At 61.5% G+C, this 15,294-nt stretch carries 17 protein-coding genes and 1 other RNA gene; 11 read left to right on the top strand and 7 right to left on the bottom strand.

Annotated elements, in window-relative coordinates:
• The first annotated feature begins 16 nt into the window (after nucleotides 1-16).
• Nucleotides 17-670 (top strand): gamma-glutamylcyclotransferase, encoded by a 654-nt coding sequence (locus GH769_RS23640; protein WP_014720416.1) that lies wholly within the window; start codon nucleotides 17-19, stop codon nucleotides 668-670.
• Here GH769_RS23640 and glpT read toward each other — a convergent pair.
• Nucleotides 667-2,004, bottom strand: coding sequence for a glycerol-3-phosphate transporter (gene glpT / locus GH769_RS23635; RefSeq protein ID WP_014720415.1), 1,338 nt, complete (start codon nucleotides 2,002-2,004; stop codon nucleotides 667-669). The genes GH769_RS23640 and glpT overlap by 4 nt on opposite strands.
• A 291-nt stretch (nucleotides 2,005-2,295) precedes the next feature.
• Nucleotides 2,296-3,273 carry an NADPH:quinone oxidoreductase family protein gene (locus tag GH769_RS23630; RefSeq protein WP_014720414.1) on the bottom strand — a complete coding sequence of 326 codons (978 nt, stop codon included), beginning with the start codon at nucleotides 3,271-3,273 and terminating at the stop codon, nucleotides 2,296-2,298.
• A 150-nt stretch (nucleotides 3,274-3,423) separates the two neighbouring features.
• Between GH769_RS23630 and GH769_RS23625 the strand changes: the two genes are divergently transcribed.
• Nucleotides 3,424-3,831 carry a flagellar basal body-associated protein FliL gene (locus tag GH769_RS23625; RefSeq protein ID WP_014720413.1) on the top strand — a complete coding sequence of 136 codons (408 nt, stop codon included), beginning with the start codon at nucleotides 3,424-3,426 and terminating at the stop codon, nucleotides 3,829-3,831.
• Between the two features lie 115 nt (nucleotides 3,832-3,946).
• On the opposite strand, the gene GH769_RS23620 is transcribed toward GH769_RS23625, so the two are convergent.
• Complete coding sequence (locus GH769_RS23620; RefSeq protein WP_014720412.1) at nucleotides 3,947-4,396, bottom strand: EVE domain-containing protein; 450 nt, start codon at nucleotides 4,394-4,396, stop codon at nucleotides 3,947-3,949.
• Nucleotides 4,397-4,591: 195 nt separating this feature from the next.
• Between GH769_RS23620 and GH769_RS28885 the strand changes: the two genes are divergently transcribed.
• Nucleotides 4,592-4,741, top strand: coding sequence for a hypothetical protein (locus GH769_RS28885; RefSeq protein WP_010207387.1), 150 nt, complete (start codon nucleotides 4,592-4,594; stop codon nucleotides 4,739-4,741).
• A 9-nt stretch (nucleotides 4,742-4,750) separates the two neighbouring features.
• Here GH769_RS28885 and GH769_RS23615 read toward each other — a convergent pair whose 3' ends face one another.
• From GH769_RS23615 to GH769_RS23600, 4 genes are all read right to left on the bottom strand, one after another.
• On the bottom strand, nucleotides 4,751-5,383 hold the full coding sequence (locus GH769_RS23615; RefSeq protein WP_014720411.1) for a 5-formyltetrahydrofolate cyclo-ligase: 633 nt from the start codon (nucleotides 5,381-5,383) through the stop codon (nucleotides 4,751-4,753).
• A gap of 58 nt (nucleotides 5,384-5,441) precedes the next feature.
• A non-coding RNA gene (gene ssrS / locus GH769_RS23610) (6S RNA) lies at nucleotides 5,442-5,620 on the bottom strand.
• A gap of 30 nt (nucleotides 5,621-5,650) precedes the next feature.
• On the bottom strand, nucleotides 5,651-5,968 hold the full coding sequence (locus GH769_RS23605) for a cell division protein ZapA (protein ID WP_014720410.1): 318 nt from the start codon (nucleotides 5,966-5,968) through the stop codon (nucleotides 5,651-5,653).
• Nucleotides 5,965-6,174, bottom strand: a complete 210-nt coding sequence (locus tag GH769_RS23600) for a TIGR02449 family protein (RefSeq protein ID WP_003177365.1) — start codon at nucleotides 6,172-6,174, stop codon at nucleotides 5,965-5,967. The genes GH769_RS23605 and GH769_RS23600 overlap by 4 nt, the downstream gene beginning before the upstream one ends.
• A 138-nt stretch (nucleotides 6,175-6,312) precedes the next feature.
• On the opposite strand from GH769_RS23600, the gene GH769_RS23595 reads away from it, so the two are divergent.
• The 8 genes from GH769_RS23595 (at nucleotide 6,313) to gcvT (ending at nucleotide 15,274) form a co-directional block, all read left to right on the top strand.
• Nucleotides 6,313-6,870 (top strand): YecA family protein, encoded by a 558-nt coding sequence (locus GH769_RS23595; RefSeq protein ID WP_014720409.1) that lies wholly within the window; start codon nucleotides 6,313-6,315, stop codon nucleotides 6,868-6,870.
• A 20-nt stretch (nucleotides 6,871-6,890) separates the two neighbouring features.
• Nucleotides 6,891-8,213, top strand: a complete 1,323-nt coding sequence (gene pepP, locus GH769_RS23590) for a Xaa-Pro aminopeptidase (protein ID WP_014720408.1) — start codon at nucleotides 6,891-6,893, stop codon at nucleotides 8,211-8,213.
• Nucleotides 8,210-9,397, top strand: a complete 1,188-nt coding sequence (ubiH, locus tag GH769_RS23585) for a 2-octaprenyl-6-methoxyphenyl hydroxylase (RefSeq protein ID WP_020301816.1) — start codon at nucleotides 8,210-8,212, stop codon at nucleotides 9,395-9,397. The genes pepP and ubiH overlap by 4 nt, the downstream gene beginning before the upstream one ends.
• On the top strand, nucleotides 9,390-9,875 hold the full coding sequence (locus tag GH769_RS23580) for a DUF4442 domain-containing protein (RefSeq protein WP_019817788.1): 486 nt from the start codon (nucleotides 9,390-9,392) through the stop codon (nucleotides 9,873-9,875). The genes ubiH and GH769_RS23580 overlap by 8 nt, the downstream gene beginning before the upstream one ends.
• A gap of 8 nt (nucleotides 9,876-9,883) precedes the next feature.
• Nucleotides 9,884-11,101, top strand: a complete 1,218-nt coding sequence (locus tag GH769_RS23575; RefSeq protein ID WP_019817787.1) for a 2-octaprenyl-3-methyl-6-methoxy-1,4-benzoquinol hydroxylase — start codon at nucleotides 9,884-9,886, stop codon at nucleotides 11,099-11,101.
• A 162-nt stretch (nucleotides 11,102-11,263) separates the two neighbouring features.
• On the top strand, nucleotides 11,264-12,268 hold the full coding sequence (locus GH769_RS23570; protein ID WP_032902249.1) for an extracellular solute-binding protein: 1,005 nt from the start codon (nucleotides 11,264-11,266) through the stop codon (nucleotides 12,266-12,268).
• Between the two features lie 150 nt (nucleotides 12,269-12,418).
• Nucleotides 12,419-14,035, top strand: a complete 1,617-nt coding sequence (locus GH769_RS23565) for an iron ABC transporter permease (protein ID WP_032902251.1) — start codon at nucleotides 12,419-12,421, stop codon at nucleotides 14,033-14,035.
• Nucleotides 14,036-14,191: 156 nt separating this feature from the next.
• On the top strand, nucleotides 14,192-15,274 hold the full coding sequence (gene gcvT, locus GH769_RS23560) for a glycine cleavage system aminomethyltransferase GcvT (protein ID WP_003195295.1): 1,083 nt from the start codon (nucleotides 14,192-14,194) through the stop codon (nucleotides 15,272-15,274).
• Nucleotides 15,275-15,294 lie beyond the last annotated feature (20 nt).

The following is a 15,294-nucleotide window of genomic DNA, read 5'->3' as shown; positions in this document are numbered from 1 at the left end:
CGCACCGCTTTTCGCCATGACCGCCATTGAAACCGATCTTCTGCAATTGGCTTACCCTCCGCGGCTCGATCTGGGGCCGCAACTCACTCACGAACAATTGATGAGCTCGATGCAAGCCACCATGGCTCGGCACAAGGGTGGGCCGGTGTGGCTGTTTGCGTATGGTTCGCTGATCTGGCGCCCTGAATGCTCGTCGACCGAGCGGGTGCGTGCACGGGTTCACGGTTATCACCGTGGCTTGTATTTGTGGTCACACGAGCATCGCGGTACGCCGGAGCTGCCGGGGCTGGTGTTTGGGTTGGATCGCGGTGGTTCCTGCAGCGGGTTTGCCTACCGCTTGCCGGAGGACCAGTTGGAGGCCTCGCTTTACGCCCTGTGGCAGCGTGAGATGCCTTACCCCTCGTACCGGCCGCACTGGCTCAGTTGCCGATTGGAAGATGGCAGCACCGTGCAGGCGTTGGGGTTTGTGTTGGAGCGGCATTTGCCCAGCTATGCCGGCAACTTGCCCGATATCGTGCTTAATCATGTACTGCAAAGCGCTTGCGGGCGTTACGGTACGACTCGCGATTATGTCGAGCAGACCGTGAACGCCCTGCGTAGCCACGCCATGCCAGATAAAAACCTGGAGGCGCGGCTCAAGCGTTGTGCCAAGGATTGCCTGGGCGGTTAACGCGCCGAGCTGACACTGTTGGTGTGCCACAGCGTAGGGATCAGGAACGCGATCGCCAGTACGCAGGCGCTGATCAGCAGTACAAAGCCGCCGTCCCAGCCGAAATGGTCAACCGTATAGCCCATGGCGGCACTTGCCGCTACCGAACCGCCCAGGTAACCGAACAAGCCGGTGAAGCCCGCTGCGGTACCGGCGGCCTTCTTCGGAGCCAGTTCCAGTGCCTGCAGGCCGATCAGCATCACCGGGCCGTAGATCAGGAAGCCGATGGAGAACAGCGCAATCATGTCGATCATCGGGTTGCCCGGCGGGTTGAGCCAGTAAACCAGGGTTGCCACTGTCACCAGGGCCATGAACACGATGCCGGTCAGGCCGCGGTTGCCACGGAAGATCTTGTCCGACATCCAGCCGCATAGCAGCGTACCCGGGATACCTGCCCACTCGTAGAAGAAGTACGCCCAGGACGACTTATCGACCGTGAAGTGCTTGGCTTCTTTCAAGTAGGTCGGCGCCCAGTCCAGTACGCCGTAACGCAACAGATAGACGAACACGTTGGCGAAGGCGATGTACCAGAGCATTTTGTTGCGCAGCACGTACTTGACGAAGATTTCCTTGGCGCTGAATTCGTCTTCGTGGCTGGCGTCGTAACCTTCCGGATAGTCGTTCTTGTACTGCTCGATAGGCGGCAGGCCCACCGATTGCGGGGTGTCGCGCATGGTGATGAAGGCAAACGCCGCCACCGCCAGGGCCACGGTGGCCGGCACGTAGAACGCCGCATGCCAGTCGTTGAACCACGCCATGCCGAGCAGGAACAGCGGGCCGATCAAGCCACCCCCGACGTTATGCGCCACGTTCCACACGGACACCACGCCGCCGCGTTCTTTCTGCGACCACCAGTGCACCATGGTCCGCCCACTTGGCGGCCAGCCCATGCCCTGGGCCCAGCCGTTGATGAACAGCAAAATGAACATCATGGTCACGCTGGAGGTTGCCCAAGGCGCGAAACCGAAAATGAACATCACCCCCGCCGAAACCAGCAGGCCGAAGGGCAGGAAGTAACGTGGGTTGGAGCGGTCGGACACCAGGCCCATCAGGAACTTGGACAAGCCGTAGGCAATCGCGATCGCCGACATCGCCAGGCCCAGTTCACCGCGGGTGTAACCCTCGTCGATCAGGTAGGGCATGGCCAGGGAGAAGTTTTTACGCAGCAGGTAGTAGCCGGCGTAACCAAAGAAAATACCCGCGAAGATCTGCCAGCGCAGCCGTCGGTAGGTACTGTCTATTTTTTCTTCAGGCAGGGGCGCCTGGTGTGCGGCAGGACGAAAGAAAGCAAACATTCAAGAGCTCCAAATTTCTTGTTTTGACTGCGGATGCGAATGTTACAGTTTCGTTACCGAAAATAGCATCGCCTCTTATCCGCAAACACAGGAAACGAGAGCAATTGCATGTTCTTTTACGAACATGTCGCCTATAGATAAGTGATGGTCGTGGTTAGGTCCTAAGACCGCGAAGTAACTACTGTGGGAGCTGGCTTGCCTGCGATGACGGTCTTTCAGCTTCATCTGTAGCAGCTGACCCACCGCTATCGCAGGCAAGCCAGCTCCCACATGGATTGCATTTCAGGTGTGTTATCGGGTTTGGACAACTATTTTACCCACTGCCTTGCGCTGTCCCAGATCATTGATCGCCTGGGCGGCCTGTTCCAGCGGATACACCTGCGACACCAACGGCTTGAGCTTGCCCTCGCCATACCAGGTGAACAGCTGCTGGAAATTCGCTGCATTGTCCTGCGGTTGGCGCTGGGCAAACGAACCCCAGAACACCCCGACCACCGCTGCGCCCTTGAGCAACGCCAGGTTCACCGGCAGTTCAGGAATACGCCCGCTGGCGAAACCCACCACCAACAGGCGCCCATTCCAGGCGATCGAACGAATGGCCTGGTCAAACAGGTCACCCCCCACCGGGTCGTAAATCACGTCAGCGCCATTGCCATCGGTCAGGCGCTTGACCTCATCCTTGAGGCTGGCTTCGCTGTAGTTGATCAGCTCATCGGCGCCGGCCGCCTTGGCCACTGCGAGCTTGTCGGCGCTGCTGGCGGCGGCAATCACCCGGGCGCCCATGGCCTTGCCGATCTCCACGGCGGCCAGGCCCACGCCGCCGGACGCGCCAAGCACCAGCAGGGTCTCGCCAGGTTGCAGGTTGGCGCGTTGTTTCAGCGCATGCATGGAGGTGCCGTAGGTCATGCTGAAGGCGGCGGCGGTGTTGAAATCCATGCTCGGCGGGATCGGCAGCACGTTATAGCCGGGCACCGCGACCTGCTCGGCAAAGCTGCCCCAGCCGGTCAGCGCCATCACACGGTCACCGACTTTCAGATGGCTGACTTTCTCACCCACTTCACTGACCACGCCTGCCGCTTCACCACCGGGTGAGAACGGAAAGGGCGGCTTGAACTGGTATTTGCCTTCGATGATCAGCGTGTCCGGGAAATTCACCCCGGCCGCGTGCACGTCCAACAGGATTTCGTTCTTCTTGATCGCGGGGCCGGCGATCTCTTCCAGCACCAGGGTTTCGGCGGGGCCGAAGGCTTTGCACAGCACAGCTTTCATCGGACTATTCCTTTTGGCGTCGTGGCCGATAAGTGTAGGAGGGTACGCCCGTGGGTCAACGAGCATGCCCGCGCCTGATAAGCCCCCATAAGCTTGTGCTCAGCCTTGCTAGCGTTATGCTACCCGGCAACCGAATTCGAGGAATGAACTGTGAAAGCGTGGATCCTGTTGATGCTGGCCCTGACCTTGCCGATGGCAGCCCAGGCCGAAGAGGCCAAAGAGGGCGAGGCGCCGAAGGTCAGCTATATCAGCCTGAGCCCGCCGTTCGTGGGCAATTACGGCCTGGATGGCACCGCCAAGCTCAAGGTCTACAAAGCCGACATTGCACTGCGCGTGACGGGTGATGAGGCGGCGAAGTTGGTCAAGGCCAACGACCCGTTGATTCGCAACCAACTGGTGGCGCTGTTTACCCAGCAGACCAACGAGACCATGAGCAGTGTGGAAGGCAAGGAAAAGCTGCGTCAGGAAGCGTTGAAGCAAACGCAGCAGGTGATGAATGATGAAACCGGCAAGCCAGTGGTAGAAGACCTGCTGTTCAACAACCTGATCATCCAGTAAGTCGCTGCGCGACTATCGCGGGCAAGCCCGCTCCCAGAGGGGTTCGCATTTCCAGTGTGGGAGCGGGCTTGCCCGCGAAGAGGCCCTGACAGGCACCGCAAGAAGCCAGTTTCAATTAAAGCAACTGGAGGACCGCTGCCCACTGCTCCGGTGTGACCGCCATGACCGAAAGCCGACTGCCCTTTTGCACCAGCGGCATTTCAGCCAGTGCAGTTTGCTGTTTTAGATAGCCGAGCCCCAGCACCTTGGAGAAGGTTTGCACATGTGCGACATCGATCGCGCTCCACGGGTTTTTCTCCGGGGTGGCCTTGGCGTCGAAATAGTGGCTTTCTGGTTCCAGCGCAGTGGGGTCCGGATAGGCGGCCCGGATGATTTTGCCGATGCCGGCAATCCCTGGCTCCGGGCAACTGGAGTGATAGAAAAAAAACTCGTCGCCCACGGCCATGGCGCGCAAAAAGTTGCGCGCCTGATAGTTGCGTACCCCGTCCCAGCGCGCTTCGCCGAGCTTTTCCAGGCCGTTGATGGAGAGTTCGTCGGGCTCGGATTTCATCAGCCAGTAGGCCATGGTTGGGCTCCTGAAAAAGGCATTGGGTAAGTTGTCGGGCAATTGCATGACAAACCGACAGTCGGTTGGCGTCAAGGTTTGCGTGTTGGTTCACGTTACCGCAGAATGCGCGCTTTTAAGCTTGACGCAGCTGCAACGGACTACTTTGGAACGTTGTTGTCATCGTGTACGAGGTGCCTGAAAGGGGGGCAATCGATGCAACGTAAGCCGGATTTACTATGGATTTTGGTTATTTTGTTTGGTCTGGGCGTCGTGACCACCGGTTATGCCCAGAGCCTGTGGTCGAACAAGACCGATGCACCGGTTGAACTGGCTCAGCAGCAGCCACAACCGTTCAAGCGTTAACTCAAGCATTCACCAAGGCGCCGCTGTTTCCAGCGGCGTTTGTGCGACATACCACTGCTTATCAGTCACCGTCCCCGCCAACGGCACATCCCAGCTTGCCTGCGCCAGGCGTTCGACTTTCTGGCATTCATGGGCCAGCCCCAGCAGCGTTGGCTTGCGCCAGCTCTGGCGGCGGGCAAGATAGGCCAGGCTGCGATCGTAGAACCCGCCGCCCATGCCCAGGCGCCCACCCACATCATCGAACCCCACCAACGGCAACAATACCAGGTCCAGCGCCCAGACTTGGCGCTGGTGATGGGCATTGACCCGTGGCTCAAGGATGCGAAAGCGGTTGGGCAACAACCTATCCCCAGGGCGTACGCGCTGGAACACCATCTTGGTGCGCGGCCAGGCGCTGAGCACCGGCAGGTAAGTGGCTTTGCCGCGACGCTGGGCCGCACGCAGCAGCAGGCGCGGATCGATTTCACCGTCCGTGGGCAGATATAAAGAGATATGTTTGGCCCGGCGAAACAGCGGGTGCTGTGCCAGTTGCCGGTACAGACCCTGAGCGGCCTGGCGCTGCTCGCTTGGCGTGAGCGCGCGGCGGGCCTTGCGCAACATGCGTCGAAGTTGCGGACGGGAAAGCGGCGCAGGTTCGGTCATGATTTTTCGGCTCATAAAACAATGCCAGTCCGGGGACTGGCATTGAGTTTGGGAATTCAGGCTCCCCGACAGAGCCGCTGTCGACTTAGCCCTTGAACCCGAAAGTTCAAGGTGGAAGAAGCAGTAGGCTTTAAGGCTTTCCGTCTAGCGGACATGCACACCAGCCCAACGTGCAACTTCCAGGGTAGTGCGAATCGGCTCAGGGACATCGCCGACTGGCAAACACGCCAGGGAGTGGGGCGAGTATACCTTAAACCTGCTCGGCAATCAGCCCTTGGGTGTGTCTGAATCGGTGGAAAGCACCAGATCCACGCGATCGAGCAGGTCACGCACCTGCTCGCGCGTCGAGCCGCTGGCCTGTACGTCAGGGCGCTCCTGCTTATGCAGCAGGTCATGGGTGATATTCAGCGCGGCCATCACGGCGATGCGGTCGGCGCCGATCACTTTGCCGCTGCTGCGGATTTCGCGCATCTTGCCGTCCAGGTAGCGGGCAGCGCTCACCAGGTTGCTGCGTTCTTCCTGGGGGCAGATGATCGAATATTCTTTGTCGAGGATCTGCACGGTAACGCTATTGCTTGAACTCATGAGTCTTGCTCCAGGGCCTTCAGGCGCGAAATCATCGATTCGACCTTACGCCGGGCGATTTCGTTTTTTTCAATGAGGTGAGCGCGTTCCTCGCGCCAGGTCTTTTCCTGAGCTAATAGGAGTCCGTTTTGACTCTTAAGTTGCTCGACCCGATCAATTAGCAGTTCGAGTCTGGCCATCAGCGCTTGCAGGTCGGTGTCTTCCATTGGGTTCCACTGGATTTGTCTGATGAATGGCAACTGCAGGATAAACGATCTGACGCCCTCGATAGTCTTGGTGCGTCTGCCGGTGCTAGGATACAGCGCTCCATTCTAGACATTGCGCCGTCTGGCGCCTAGCTCACCATGCCCATTCAGAACTCCCCGTACGATGCTTTTTCCAAACTGCTGAGCGCCAGCGGCCATCCATGCTCGCCTGCTGAACTGCACGGCGTGCTGTTGGGCCGCAGTTGCACCGGTGTCGGCTTTGATGCCGACAACTGGCTGGCCGATGTGGCCGAGCTGCTGGAAACCGAACCCACCGACAATGTGCGCAACGCATTGATCGGCCTGCAAGAAATGGTCAAGGGCGAACTGACCGGTGATGACGTCACCGTGGTCCTGCTGCTGCCCACCGACGACGCCCCGCTGGCCGATCGCGCTGCCGCGCTGGGCCAATGGTGCCAGGGTTTCCTCCACGGTTTCGGCGTGAATGCCGGCGGCCTGGAGCTGAGCACCGACGCCAAGGAAGTGCTGCAGGACCTGGCGGCCATCTCCCAGGTGCAAGATGCCCTGGAAGAATCCGAAGACGGCGAAGGCGACTACATGGAAGTCATGGAGTACCTGCGCGTCGCGCCGCTGCTGCTGTTCACCGAGACCCGCAAGTCCGCTGAGCCCGCTGCTCCCAAGCCGTCGTTGCACTGAGAAAGGACACCCATCTGCCCATGATCCATATCCCCAAAGCGGAATACACCCGGCGCCGCAAAGCGCTCATGGCGCAGATGGAACCCAACAGCATCGCGATCCTGCCGGCCGCCGCCGTGGCCATCCGCAACCGCGATGTCGAGCATGTTTACCGCCAGGACAGCGATTTTCAGTACCTGAGCGGTTTCCCCGAGCCCGAAGCGGTGATCGTGCTGATGCCCGGTCGCCAGCACGGCGAGTACGTGCTGTTCTGCCGCGAGCGCAATGCCGAGCGCGAATTGTGGGACGGCCTGCGTGCGGGCACCGAGGGCGCGATTCGCGACTTTGGCGCGGATGACGCCTTCCCCATTACCGATATCGACGACATCCTGCCCGGCCTGATCGAAGGTCGCGACCGCGTGTACTCGGCCATGGGCAGCAATGCCGAGTTCGACCGGCACGTGATGGAGTGGATCAACGTGATCCGTTCCAAAGCACACCTGGGCGCCCAGCCGCCGAACGAATTCGTTGCCCTGGATCATTTGCTCCACGATATGCGCCTGTATAAATCGGCGGCAGAAGTGAAGGTGATGCGCGAGGCGGCGCGAATTTCCTGTGCGGCCCATGTGCGGGCGATGCAGGCCAGTCGTGCCGGCCTGCATGAGTTCAGCCTGGAAGCCGAGCTGGATTACGAGTTTCGCAAAGGCGGCGCGAAGATGCCGGCCTATGGCTCCATCGTCGCTGCTGGGCGCAACAGCTGCATCCTGCATTACCAGCAGAATGACGCGGTGCTCAAGGACGGCGACCTGGTGCTGATCGACGCCGGGTGTGAGATCGATTGCTACGCCAGCGATATCACCCGTACCTGGCCGGTCAACGGCAAGTTTTCGCCCGAGCAAAAGGCGATCTACGAGATTGTGCTGGCCTCCCAGGAAGCCGCCTTCAAGCAGATCGCGCCGAACAAACATTGGAACCAGGCCCACGAGGCGACCGTGCAGGTCATCACCGCCGGCCTGGTGAAGCTGGGGTTGTTGCAAGGTGACGTTGACGAACTGATCGCCAGCGAAGCCTACCGCGCCTTCTACATGCACCGTGCCGGCCACTGGCTGGGCATGGATGTGCATGATGTGGGCGAGTACAAAGTGGGCGGTGAATGGCGCGTGCTGGAAGTGGGCATGGCCTTGACCGTGGAGCCGGGCATCTATATTTCCCCGGACAACCAGACAGTGGCAAAGAAATGGCGTGGCATTGGCGTGCGCATCGAGGACGACGTGGTAGTGACCAAGCAAGGCTGTGAAATCCTGACCGGCGGCGTGCCCAAGACCGTTGCCGAGATCGAAGCGTTGATGGCGGCTGCCCGATGAGCCGGGTCAACCTGGCGATTGTCGGCGGCGGCCTGGTGGGGGCCAGCCTGGCCCTGGCATTGCAAGCCGGGGCCAAGGCGCGGGGTTGGAAGATCGTGCTGATCGAACCCTTTGCACCGGGCGACAGCTACCAGCCGAGCTACGATGCGCGCTCTTCCGCGCTGTCGTTTGGCGCGCGCCAGATTTACCAGCGTCTGGGCCTGTGGCAGGCCATTTTCCGACGGGCGGAGCCGATCAAGCAGATCCATGTATCGGACCGTGGGCGCTTCTCCACCGCGCGTTTGTCCGCGATGGAGGAGGGCGTGCCAGCCCTGGGTTATGTGGTGGAAAACGCCTGGCTCGGCCAATGCCTGTGGCAAGGCTTGGACAAGGACGTAGTGAGCTGGCGTTGCCCGGCAGAAGTCACGCGCATGGAGCCTCTGCCCGATGGCTATCGCCTGACCCTCAACGATGAAACCGTGCTGGAATGCGACCTTGCGGTACTGGCCGATGGCGGCCGTTCCGGCTTGCGTGAGCAGCTGGGCATCGGCGTGAAAACCCGGCCCTACAACCAGAGCGCGCTGATCGCCAACATCACGCCGAGCGAAGCGCACAATGGCGAGGCGTTCGAGCGCTTTACCGATGAAGGCCCCATGGCCTTGCTGCCGCTGCCGGACAACCGTTGCGCGCTGGTCTGGACCCGCATCGGCATGGACGCCCAGCGCTTGGCCAGCCTCGACGAGCGTAGCTTCCTGAGCGAACTTCAGGGTGTGTTCGGGTATCGCCTGGGCACCCTCAAGCAAGTGGGCGCCCGCCACCTGTACCCGTTGACCCTGGTGGAAGCCGAAGAGCAAGTGCGTTCGCACCTGGTGGTCCTCGGCAATGCCGCCCACAGCCTGCACCCGATTGCCGGGCAGGGGTTCAACCTGTCCCTGCGCGATGCCAATGCCTTGGCCGAAGCCCTGTTGGCCGGGCCTGCTGTGCCGGGTGACCTGGCGACCTTGCAAGGCTATCGCGAGCGCCAGCGCCTGGACCAGCAACTCACCGTAGGCTTCTCCGACCAGGTCACGCGCCTGTTTGGCAGTGCCCAACCGTTGATGGCGCTGGGCCGCAATATGGGCTTGCTTGGCCTCGACCTGTTACCACCGGCCAAACGCTGGTTCGCCCGTCAGGCCATGGGCCTGGGTACGCGTTCCGATGCGTAAGTGGCTAACCCAACGCGTGGGCAAGGCGCGGCTGTTGCGCTGGTTCCTCACCCTGTACCCGCCGTACCTCGGCGCCGGGGTGCGGGTGCAGGCATTGAGTGCCGATTTCCGACATGCCAAGGTGCGCATGGGCCTGGGTTGGTACAACCGCAATTACGTCGGTACGCAATTTGGCGGCAGCCTGTATTCGATGGTCGATCCGTTCTACATGTTGCTGTTGATCGAGAACCTGGGCCGCGACTACATCGTGTGGGACAAGGCTGCGAGTATCGACTTCATCTCGCCGGGCAAAGGCCCGGTGTATGCCGAATTCTCCATCGACGACGCTTTGCTCGATCAGATCCGGCGCCAGACTGAAGGTGGCGAGAAATATCTGCCCCACCTCAAAGTCGAGATTCATGACGGCTCCGGCACTCTGGTGGCGCGGGTCGACAAAACCCTTTATGTGCGGCGCAAGCCGCCAGCGAGACAGGCTTGAATATGGACATGCGCGCAGATGTGCTGATTGTCGGGGCCGGAATGGTCGGAAGCGCCCTGGCGCTGGCGTTGCAGGGCAGTGGCTTGCAAGTACTGCTGCTCGACGGCAGCCCGTTGAGCGTCAAGCCATTTGACCCGGCTGCGGCGTTTGAACCGCGGGTGAGCGCGTTGTCGGCGGCCAGCCAGCGCATTCTTGAGCGCCTGGGCGTGTGGGACGGTATCGTAGAGCGGCGTGCAAGCCCCTATGGCGAAATGCAGGTATGGGACGGCAGCGGCACCGGGCAGATCCACTTCTCGGCGGCCAGTGTGCATGCCGAGGTGCTTGGGCATATCGTCGAGAACCGCGTGGTGCAGGATGCCTTGCTCGATCGCCTGCATGACTGCGACCTCGGCCTGCTGGCCAGTGCGCGCCTGGAACAGATGCGCCGCTCCGGCGATGACTGGTTACTGACCCTGGCCGACGGCCGCAAGCTGCGCGCGCCGCTGGTGGTGGCCGCCGACGGTGCCAACTCCGCCGTACGCCGCCTGACCGGTACACCTACCCGTGAATGGGATTACCTGCATAACGCCATCGTCACCAGCGTGCGCAGCAGTCAGCCGCACCAGCGCACCGCGTGGCAACGCTTCACCGACACCGGTCCGCTGGCGTTCCTGCCGCTGGTGCGTGATGGGCAGGAAGACTGGTGTTCGATAGTCTGGTCGACCACGCCCGCCGAATCCGAGCGCTTGATGGCGCTGGATGACGAAGGCTTCTGCCGTGAGCTGGAGCGTGCTTTCGAGGGGCGCCTGGGCACCGTGCTCAGTGCTGACCCGCGTGTGTGCGTACCGTTGCGCCAGCGCCATGCCAAACGCTATGTGGCCGAAGGCCTGGCACTGATCGGCGACGCCGCTCACGTCATCCACCCGTTGGCGGGGCAGGGCGTCAACCTGGGTTTGCTCGATGCAGCCGTGCTGGCCGAAGTGCTGTTGGCGGCGACCGAGCGCGGCGAGCGCCTGGCCGATGTGAAAGTGCTGAGCCGTTACGAGCGGCGCCGCATGCCCCACAACCTGGCGCTGATGGCGGCGATGGAAGGCTTTGAGCGCTTGTTCCAGGCCGATCAACTGCCGCTGCGCTGGTTGCGCAACGCGGGTTTGAAAATCGTCGACCAGATGCCCGAAGCCAAAGCCGTGTTTGTGCGCCAGGCACTCGGATTGACTGGCGATCTCCCCGAACTCGCCAAACCCTGAACTGACAATACAACCCTCTGTGGGAGCCGGGCTTGCCCGCGATGAGGCCGTCAGCTCCGGCGCATATTCTGGCTGTGCAACATCTGGTAACGCCTCCACCAAGCGTTACCAAATGTGAGTCCTTATCATTTGCCCTCCATTTGCAAATGAGAGACCGCACCCATGTTGGCACCCAAGCGCCTCCTGACTGCCCTGGCACTCACCCTGATCGGCAGCACCACCGTGCAGGCGGCCGACGAAGTCGTGGTCTACTCCTCGCGTATCGACGAACTGATCAAGCCTGTGTTCGACGCCTACACCAAAAAGACCGGCGTACAGGTCAAGTTCATCACCGACAAGGAAGCCCCGTTGATGCAGCGCATCAAGGCCGAGGGCGAGAACGCCACCGCCGACCTGCTGCTCACCGTTGACGCCGGCAACCTCTGGCAGGCAGAGCAGATGGGCATCCTGCAACCGTTCACCTCTCCTGTGATTGACAACAACATTCCTCTGCAATACCGCTCATCGGCCCACGCCTGGACCGGTTTGAGCCTGCGGGCGCGAACGATCGCCTATTCCACCGACCGGGTAAAACCGGGCGACCTGACCACCTACGAAGCCCTGGCCGACAAGCAGTGGGAAGGCCGCCTGTGCCTGCGCACGGCGAAAAAAGTTTACAACCAGTCGCTGACCGCCACGTTGATCGAGACCCATGGCGCGGCCAAGACCGAAGAAATCATCAAGGGTTGGGTGAATAACCTCTCCACCGACGTGTTCTCCGATGACATCGCCGTGCTGGAGGCCATCAACGCCGGGCAGTGCGAGGTGGGTATCGTCAACACCTATTACTACGGTCGCCTGCACAAGCAGAAGCCAGACCTGGCAGTGAAGTTGTTCTGGCCGAACCAGGGCGACCGCGGCGTGCATGTGAACCTCTCCGGCATCGGCCTGACCCAGCACGCACCACACCCGGAAGCGGCCAAGGCGCTGGTGGAGTGGATGACCACGCCTGAGGCGCAGAAGATCTTCGCCGACGTCAACCAGGAGTTCCCGGCCAACCCGGCGGTACCGCCATCGGCGGAAGTGGCGACCTGGGGCAAGTTCGTGGCCGATACCTTGCCAGTGGAAGTGGCAGGCAAGCGCCAGGCCGAAGCGATTCGCCTGATGGATCGCGCTGGCTGGAACTGAAGCTGCGCCGCTCGACTGTGGGAGCTGGCTTGCCCGCGATTGCATCACGTCGGTATCACTGATACACCGGGGTGCTTGTATCGCAGGCAAGCCAGCTCCCACATTGGTTAGTGGCCGCTTCAACATCTTTATTTTTCTGAGAGCTTTTCCTTGGCCCACCCCGCCCAACGTCGCTGGTACCTGCCGGTTTTCAGCGTCGCCGCCCTGGTGCTGTTGCCGCTGAGCGTGCTGCTGCTGTCCTGGCAAAGCATCGACCCGCAGATCTGGTCGCACCTCTGGGACACTCAGATGCCCCGCTTGCTGGGCAACACCTTGACCCTGGTGCTCGGTGTCGGCCTGGGCGTGACGCTGCTGGGCGTCAGCCTGGCCTGGCTGACCAGCCTGTGCGAGTTCCCCGGGCGGCGCTGGCTCGACTGGGCACTGATGTTGCCCTTTGCAATCCCTGCCTATGTGCTGGCCTTCGTGTTTGTGGGCCTGCTGGATTTCGCCGGCCCGGTGCAAACCCTGCTGCGCGAGTGGTTCGGCACCGGGTTGCGCTTGCCGCGGGTACGCTCTACCAGCGGCGTGGTCATCGTGTTGGTGCTGGTGTTCTATCCCTATGTCTACCTGCTGGCGCGCAGCGCGTTCCTGGCTCAGGGCAAAGGCTTGATGGAAGCGGCGCGGGTGCTGGGGCAATCGCCATGGCAAGCGTTCTGGCGTGTGGCATTGCCAATGGCGCGGCCAGCGATTGGTGCTGGTGTGGCCTTGGCGTTGATGGAGACACTCGCGGATTTTGGCGCGGTCTCGGTGTTCAATTTCGACACCTTCACCACCGCTATCTATAAAACCTGGTACGGCTTTTTCAGCCTGTCCAGTGCCGCGCAACTGGCGAGTCTGTTGCTGCTGGTAGTGATGTTGGTGCTGTATGGCGAGCGACGTGCGCGGGGGGCCAGTCGACCGAGCAATGAGCGCCCGCGGGGCAAGGCGTTGTACCACTTGCGCGGGTTCAAAGCCGTGGCGGCCAGCGTGTGGTGCAGCCTGGTCTTCGCCTGTGCGTTCGTGATTCCGATGCTGCAACTGGTGGCGTGGTTCTGGCAGCGTGGCCGCTTCGACCTGGATGAACGTTACACCGGGCTGATCGTGCATACCCTCTACCTGGGCGGTATCGCAGCCCTGATCACCGTCAGCGTCGCGCTGATACTGGCCTTTGCCAACCGTCTGGCGCCCACCCGGGCGATTCGCTCCGGTATCAACCTGGCCAATGTCGGCTATGCCTTGCCAGGCTCGGTGCTGGCGGTGTCGATCATGCTGGCGTTCAGCTATCTGGACCGCGAGCTGGTGGTGCCGCTCTCCGGCTGGCTGGGCGGGGCGGGCAAGCCTTTGCTGCTGGGCAGCCTGTCGGCACTGGTGCTGGCGTACCTGGTGCGGTTCCTGGCGGTGGCCTACGGGCCGCTGGAAAACAGCCTGGCGCGAATCCGACCGTCTTTGCCCGAAGCGGCACGCAGCCTTGGGGTGAGCGGCCCACGACTGTTTTGCAAAGTGTATCTGCCGTTATTGCTGCCGGGCACGTTGAGCGCAGCGCTGCTGGTGTTCGTGGATGTGCTCAAGGAAATGCCGGCCACCTTGCTGATGCGCCCGTTTGGCTGGGACACCCTGGCGGTCCGCATCTTTGAAATGACCAGTGAAGGCGAATGGGCACGGGCGTCTTTGCCGGCGCTGACCCTTGTGCTGGTCGGCTTGTTGCCGGTCATCGGGCTGATTCGTCGCTCGGCTCGGCAAATCGGTTAGGTGCCAGTCCTACGGCTTGAGGCTACAATGCGCGGCATTCGGTGCGCTCCGTCTTTCGGATCGACCTGCTGTATGTGGCTGCGGGCCTTGTAGTACAAGGTGTTCGGCGCGCGTGGCAGCTCTGCGCGCCTTCGCCAAGCCCGGAAGGAGAAACCCATGGGACAGCGTACGCCTCTGTATGACCTGCATCTCGCCCTCGGCGCGAAAATGGTCGATTTTGGCGGTTGGGATATGCCTTTGCATTACGGCTCGCAAGTTGAAGAACACCACCAGGTGCGACGCGACTGCGGGGTCTTCGATGTATCTCATATGACCGTGATCGATGTCACCGGCCCCCAGGCCAAGGAATGGCTCCAGTACCTGCTGGCTAATGATGTCGACCGACTGCACGGCTGTGGCCGTGCGTTATACAGCGCCATGCTCAACGAGCAGGGCGGGGTGGTGGACGACATGATCGTCTACCGCACCGAAACCGGTTACCGCCTGGTGGTCAACGCCGCCACGCGCGATCAGGACATGGCCTGGATGCAGGCGCAACTGGGCAGCTACTCAGTGCAACTGCATGAGCGCTCCGAGTTGGCCATGCTCGCCATCCAAGGCCCCCACGCCCGGCAGAAAATCGCCGAACTGGTGACCCAGTCCCGTGGCATCCTGATCCATCAGCTCAAACCGTTCGAAGGCCGGGCCGATGGCGACTGGTATATCGCCCGCACCGGCTATACCGGCGAAGACGGCCTCGAAATCGTGCTGCCGGCCGATCAGGCACCGGGCTTTTTCAACGACCTGGTGGGCGCTGGCATTTCCCCCATCGGCCTCGGTGCGCGCGATACCTTGCGCCTGGAGGCCGGCATGAACCTGTATGGCCAGGATATTCACCAGGCCGTCTCGCCGCTGGCGGCCAACATGGCCTGGAGCATCGCCTGGGAACCTGTCGAGCGTAACTTCATTGGCCGCGCTGCGCTGGAAGCAGAAAAAGCAGCCGGCGTGCAGTTCAAACTGGTCGGGCTCGTCCTTGAAGAGCGTGGTGTGCTGCGTGCTCACCAAGTGGTTCGTATCGCCAATGTTGGCGAAGGAGAGATCACCAGTGGTAGTTTCTCGCCTACGCTAAGCAAATCCATTGCGCTGGCGCGTGTGCCGACGGCGACTGCCGACCGGGCCGAAGTGGAAATCCGCGGCAAGTGGTATCCGGTTCGAGTGGTCAAGCCGACCTTCGTGCGTCATGGCAAAACCCTGATCTAACCAATTCCGGCAGGCCAATG

It is taken from the genome of Pseudomonas sp. CFSAN084952 (genome assembly GCF_009648855.1).
Classification (GTDB): domain Bacteria; phylum Pseudomonadota; class Gammaproteobacteria; order Pseudomonadales; family Pseudomonadaceae; genus Aquipseudomonas; species Aquipseudomonas paracarnis.
This window is presented reverse-complemented; position numbering and strand designations above follow the sequence as displayed.

Coding starts and splice junctions, on each gene's coding strand:
- GH769_RS23640 (WP_014720416.1), top strand. CDS start 17: ATGACCGCCATTGAAACCGATCTTCTGCAATTGGCTTACCCTCCGCGG.
- glpT (WP_014720415.1), bottom strand. CDS start 2,004: ATGTTTGCTTTCTTTCGTCCTGCCGCACACCAGGCGCCCCTGCCTGAA.
- GH769_RS23630 (WP_014720414.1), bottom strand. CDS start 3,273: ATGAAAGCTGTGCTGTGCAAAGCCTTCGGCCCCGCCGAAACCCTGGTG.
- GH769_RS23620 (WP_014720412.1), bottom strand. CDS start 4,396: ATGGCCTACTGGCTGATGAAATCCGAGCCCGACGAACTCTCCATCAAC.
- GH769_RS28885 (WP_010207387.1), top strand. CDS start 4,592: ATGCAACGTAAGCCGGATTTACTATGGATTTTGGTTATTTTGTTTGGT.
- GH769_RS23615 (WP_014720411.1), bottom strand. CDS start 5,383: ATGACCGAACCTGCGCCGCTTTCCCGTCCGCAACTTCGACGCATGTTG.
- GH769_RS23605 (WP_014720410.1), bottom strand. CDS start 5,968: ATGAGTTCAAGCAATAGCGTTACCGTGCAGATCCTCGACAAAGAATAT.
- GH769_RS23600 (WP_003177365.1), bottom strand. CDS start 6,174: ATGGAAGACACCGACCTGCAAGCGCTGATGGCCAGACTCGAACTGCTA.
- GH769_RS23595 (WP_014720409.1), top strand. CDS start 6,313: ATGCCCATTCAGAACTCCCCGTACGATGCTTTTTCCAAACTGCTGAGC.
- pepP (WP_014720408.1), top strand. CDS start 6,891: ATGATCCATATCCCCAAAGCGGAATACACCCGGCGCCGCAAAGCGCTC.
- ubiH (WP_020301816.1), top strand. CDS start 8,210: ATGAGCCGGGTCAACCTGGCGATTGTCGGCGGCGGCCTGGTGGGGGCC.
- GH769_RS23580 (WP_019817788.1), top strand. CDS start 9,390: ATGCGTAAGTGGCTAACCCAACGCGTGGGCAAGGCGCGGCTGTTGCGC.
- GH769_RS23575 (WP_019817787.1), top strand. CDS start 9,884: ATGCGCGCAGATGTGCTGATTGTCGGGGCCGGAATGGTCGGAAGCGCC.
- GH769_RS23570 (WP_032902249.1), top strand. CDS start 11,264: ATGTTGGCACCCAAGCGCCTCCTGACTGCCCTGGCACTCACCCTGATC.
- gcvT (WP_003195295.1), top strand. CDS start 14,192: ATGGGACAGCGTACGCCTCTGTATGACCTGCATCTCGCCCTCGGCGCG.